Annotated in this window: 4 protein-coding genes; 1 reads left to right on the forward strand and 3 read right to left on the reverse strand. The window is 59.7% G+C overall.

Annotation, left to right across the window (positions count from 1 at the left end; translation table 11 throughout):
- Positions 1-269 (forward strand): hypothetical protein (locus EDC34_RS12090; RefSeq protein WP_207899943.1); only part of this gene is annotated, 269 nt, incomplete at its 5' end.
- 238 nt (positions 270-507) lie between these two features.
- Here the strand turns inward: EDC34_RS12090 and EDC34_RS12095 are convergent.
- The 3 genes from EDC34_RS12095 to EDC34_RS12105 are packed head-to-tail and all read right to left on the reverse strand — an operon-like array spanning position 508 to position 4,870.
- A complete protein-coding gene (locus EDC34_RS12095) occupies positions 508-1,098 on the reverse strand; it encodes a suppressor of fused domain protein (protein ID WP_114961131.1) in 591 nt (196 codons plus the stop codon).
- A complete protein-coding gene (locus EDC34_RS12100) occupies positions 1,095-4,256 on the reverse strand; it encodes an RHS repeat domain-containing protein (protein WP_114961132.1) in 3,162 nt (1,053 codons plus the stop codon). Before EDC34_RS12100 ends, EDC34_RS12095 begins: the two co-directional genes overlap by 4 nt.
- The gene (locus EDC34_RS12105) at positions 4,253-4,870 is read right to left on the reverse strand and encodes a hypothetical protein (RefSeq protein ID WP_132982905.1); all 618 of its coding nucleotides are present in this window, start codon (positions 4,868-4,870) and stop codon (positions 4,253-4,255) included. Before EDC34_RS12105 ends, EDC34_RS12100 begins: the two co-directional genes overlap by 4 nt.
- Positions 4,871-5,305 lie beyond the last annotated feature (435 nt).

A 5,305-nucleotide genomic window follows, 5' to 3' on the forward strand; every position in this document is an offset into this window, starting at 1 on the left:
GGAAGCCGGTGGACAGGTCAAGGCGATACCTTCAGCCCGGGAGCGGGAGAATCTTTTTCGTGCCTGTTGACACGAGCGGCGAAATGGTGACCCCGTTATTTGACGCCAGCGTGGAAGACTTGCTCGGCACGCAAGCCAAGCGCAGCGCCGGCAAGCGCGGGCCGCAACCGAAGATCGCGCAGCAGCTTGAACGCATCCAGGCGCTACCCGCCGCCGAACAGCGGGCCATCGTGAAGGTGCTGGATGCCGTGCTCGCCGCGCATCAGTAGCCGCGCACCACAACGCCACAAACAACAAGGCCCGCAACTTGCGTTGCGGGCCTTGTGCGTTATGGGCGGTCGGGGAAGTGAACCTGGAACCGTTTTTTGCGTTATGGAAGATCAGGAAAGTCGACTCTGACCCCTGTTTTCTCGCAACTTGCGTTGCGGGCCTTGTGCGCTATGGGCGATCAGAAAGTGAAGCTGGAACCGTTACTGGTTTTTTGCGTTTTCCCTGACACCTTTTTCGCTACGTCACTACCAAATTGCGCAAGGGATCGGAGAAGTCAATCTCATTCGTGTCGAACAGCTCTTCGAGCTGTTCCAAGCCGTGCTCGTGCCTAAAGTGTTCTTCGCTTTTTGAAATTGGAAGTAGCCACAACACTCGAACATGACTACCGTCCGACAGGTGAACAAACTCAAAATCGCTTCCGTATGGATATGGCAATGAGACCAAGAGGCGATCCAAATGTGAGCCGTTCGCAATAGGCCTGCCAATGTTCATTGTATGCCCAACATCAAGGCGATGTGATTGCATTGAATGCATATACGAAACCATCGCCAGTAGTTCAATATTGTCGCAGGATTTTTCGTTCGCGATATAGCAAAACTCCATGCCGTAACCAGGGCCATCTAAAATCTTGGATGCACCTGCAGTTAGGTAATGAAATTTGTTGTCCATTGGCGCTTCGATAATCTGAAGCCATGGCATCGTTTCCGCCGACCTCCCTTTTGTCCATCTGTAGAAATGAACATCCCCGGAGTGAGCTAGGTGATCGGCCAGATCAAGAGCAAGGGTTGACGGCTGAACAGCCTCGCATGGTTCGCTATGGCGATTCATTGATCGCGCTTCCGCTCTTGCTCTTGGACATACTGTCTTTGCTGAGCACCTTCACGCGACTGACATTGTGCGCAGTTCGCACCGTTCAAAGATTCCGGACTATTTGAGTAGGCCTTCTTCTCAGCAGATGACATATCTGCCCCACCATGGTCATAGTGAACCTCGGAGAGGGGCGGTTCGTGTTGAGCTTGTGGAGCGGTTTTAGTGCCTGAAACCATCGTCTCTCCGCATTTCGGACAAGGCTTGCCTTCCGCAGCCTGTCTAGCAGCTTTAGCCGCCGGATTATTCGAGTTGTAGCGATAGCTCTTCCGGCTATAACGCTGCGCAACTGATCGAACACCTTTCGCGACATCTTTTGCGTCGCCAATACTGACAGGCGATACGACCTCACTTACCAGCGAGGCACCTGCGAGCACCTTTTCCCCAGTGGATGCAGTAGAGCTTCGCAGCGTGTTTACGTCATCGACGATTCCTCCAACAGTGGCAGCAATATCTCCACCCTTGATCGCCAACTTGATCAGTTTGGTCAGAACACTACGCCCATCCGGATCAGTGAACTTGTAAGGGTTATTTGCGGCGTAGTTGTAGCGGTTGAAGTTCCAACCACTGACCGTATCTGCCGTAACCGGATCAACGGAGAGGAACCTTCCGATGGCGGGATCGTAATAGCGCTGCTGCATGTACGTCAGCCCGGTCGCGCTGTCCATCACATGCCCGGTGTAGCCGGGGCGGTCGTCGTTGGCGCGATTCAGCAGCAGGCCGTAGGGCTCGTACTCGCTGGTCTCGACCACCGCACCGGTGGCATCGGTCTTGGCAATCGGGCTGCCCAGCGGGTCGGTGTGCAAAAAGCCCACGCTCGCATTGGCACCGGACAGCGGGCGGCGGTACTCCGCCACCAGGCTGCCTGCGAGGTACACGTTGACGCTGCGCGTGCCCGCCACCTCATCGCGCTGCCACAGCAAGCGCCCGTCCTGCGCGTAGAAGCTGTACCTGCGCTGCGCCCCGCCCACGTCGCTGCGCACCCGCCGGCCCTGGGCGTCGTAGCGGTACCCCTGGCCAGCGGCGCTACGCAGACGATTACCGTAATCGAACCCGTACGTGCTGCCGTTCTTGAACGCCAGATTGCCCTGCGCGTCGTACCCCAGCGCCATCACCGCCGGGCTGCCGTTGCAGTCCGGACCGCTGCGCACGAACTCCAGCTGGTTGCGCGCGTTGTAGCAGTAGTAGTGATCCCGCGGCTGGCGGCCGCCGGTCACCTGCACCCGCATCAGGTTGTCCTGCGCGTCATACGCATAGGCCGCCGCCCCGAACATCGGCGAGGTGGCCGTCACCAGCCGGTCCAGCCCGTCATACCCAAGACTGCGCGTCTGCCGACCGCCCGGCGTGCCGTCGGTGATCGCCACCACGTTGCCGGCGGCGTCATACGCCAGCCCCAGGTCCAGCACCGCCCCGTCCGTGCTGCGCGCCGGCAGTTGGCGGGCATTTTGCGTCATCGTGTGCACGATCCCGTTGCCATAGGTGAACTGCGCCAGCGCCCCGTTGGGATAGTACCGCGCCGCGCTCACCGTCGGCTGCTCCGCCCCTCCGTCCAGCTGGGTGGTGATCGCCGTCACCTGGCCCAGCGCGTTGCGGGTATAGCGCACCGTCGCCGCGTCCGGGTAGGTCTCCACCACCACCTGCCCCTGCCGGTCATACCCGTACCCCAGCGTGCGCGCGGGCAGCAGCGTGTCCGGCGTCATCGTCTCCGCCGTCAGCAGACGCCGCCGGTTGTAGCTGTAGGTGTTGGTGACGCTGGACCCGGCATTGGCCGTGGTCACCACCGCCGGCAAACCGTCGGGCGTGTAGGTCCAGGTCTGGTCGCCATTGCCGTCAGGAAACTGCAACCCAACCAGCCGGTTGCGTGCATCGTAGCTGCGGTTCACCGTGCGCGTGGTCGGCGTGCCGCAGGCCGTGCCCGCCGGAAGCCCCGCCGCCGTGGACGTCAGATTGCCCGCCGCATCGTACGTATACAGTGTCGTCCCCGTCTCCGGTTCCTCGCTGCGGCATAGCTGCTGCTGGCTGTCATAACCATATGTCCGGACCGTGGACCCGCGGGCTATCGCCAGCGGCTTGCCGTACGGATCGCGGGTGATCGTCGTCAGCTGCCCCTCCGGTGCGCTGATCGCCACCGGCCAGTCCGTCGTCGGCTGGTCATAGGCCTGATAGCTGGTGACCGTCTGGAACCCCCGCGGATTGGTGACCCGGGTCTGGAACCCCTGCAAATACTCCGTGGTGGTCACCAACAGCCCCTGCTCGCTGTCCTGCGCCACCGATGTCACCCGCCCCAGGGCGTCGTATTCCGTCCATGTGCCGGTCGTCGGGGTGCTAGATGTGGATGGGTAGGACTGGAACACCACATGCCCGTCCACATCGTAAGCCATACGGGTAAACCGCTGCGTCCCCTGCACATCGGCAGCATCGTACTCACGCACCAGTAGCGGCCGCCACAGCGCATCGTAATACGTCGCCTTGACCGCATTGCCCGTGGCCTCGGTCAGGCGCCAGTGACCGGCCGCAATCCCGTATTCGTCGGCATTCACCTGCACGAAGCTGCGGCTGGTCGGCGCCCACGCCGTCGTATCGCAGACCCCCGCCACCGCTTCCGAGGGATAGGTGATCGACGACACTCGCCCCATCGGGTCATAGCCATAGCAGGTCTTGCTTCCCGCCTCATTGGTGACCGACACAATCCAGCCATTGTCATCCACGACTGCCGACTGGGAGGTTCCGTCGGCATACTGGATCGACTGCGGGATACCCCGCTTCCAGCCGCCGAACGTCGTGACATTGCCACGGCCATCGCGCCATGTGGCCAACGTGCCGTCCGCGTTGTACGTCATCGCCGATTGCAGCTTACCGAACGCATACGTGGCCACCGGCAACGCCGTCGCGGGATCGTAGGCCGTCTGCGACATCACATCATCGCCGTCGCAACTGGCACTGGCCGGCACCGAAGCAATGCAGGTCACGCTGGCGGTTTGGCCGAGAACCCATTTGCTGGTGTTGTCGTGGTAGGAAATGAGTTCCGTGCGGCGGTAGGTTTGCGCCGCAGCAGTGCCACTGCACAGCCCGCCCGTGACTAGTAAACACGCAGAAAAAGCAATACCAGTCTTCTTCATGGCGTACTCGACTTGACGATTTTGGTCGGCCGGGCCAGTGTGTCAAAGCAGTACGGCATCCCACTGCAGTCGGCAGCCACTTGCCAAGTGAATGTTTGACCTTGCTGCACCACCGTCACTTGGCGCTGTGGACGCAAAAACCCGGTAATGTCGTAATCGCCCATGTGGCGAAGGCTCCGCCCGTTTGATGGGGCATAAGGTGCCGCTTCGGGATCAGCGTAGTCAATTGTCACTGTGCGCTCAGCTGCAGCGCCATTCCAGCCATATTCTGTCTTTAGCAGCAACCCTTCGTTGACTTTGTAGCGGTTGCCAAAAGTGTGCCGCGTCACATGACCGTCGGGATCCGTGACAGCAACCGTTCGCGTCGATGGCGAATCACTACTGCATGCGACACCTCCGCCAACTGTACCTTGCGGAATTATCCAACAGTTATTGGGTGGCCCATAACTGTAATTCCAGACTTGACCAGCCGCCAGCAACCCCGGACCAGTGATAGTTCTCGATATAACCGCAAAGCCGCCAAACAGATAAGGCTCCACCGGATATTCTTGATTATCAAGCAATTTAATACATTCGCGATAAACGCCCGATCTACCAAACAATACCTGCTGCATTGCTATGGTCAGGGTCGCTCCAGATGGAGCAGTAATGCTTCCCGTGTAGACAGACCGATTCGGAGTGCTAGCGCTATCGCACGAAGTGGACAGACCTGGACTTGCCAGACTGAGCCGAGCCAGCCGGTATACCCAGACAGAGCCATCAGGTAAAGTCAATGTGTCAGGACTGTCAGTCCAGCCAAGATCGGAAGTATACGAGTAGACCCAAGTGCGACTGCCATCCGTGATCTTACTGACGCGCGCACTTGTGCCGCTCAGATAAGTGAAGTCCAGATGACGCCCATCATCAGCCTCAATCCTCAGGAGTTGCCAGGGATTGGCCGGATTCCATATGTATCTGAAAACTCATATCGCCGCCTCCTGGCGATGGCGGTACGTTCGTGGTTCCTACCCTACGAGCGTGCGCCACGCACCAGGAGACGACCATGGCAC

The sequence above is a fragment of the Thermomonas haemolytica genome (genome assembly GCF_004346265.1).
Lineage (GTDB): Bacteria > Pseudomonadota > Gammaproteobacteria > Xanthomonadales > Xanthomonadaceae > Thermomonas > Thermomonas haemolytica.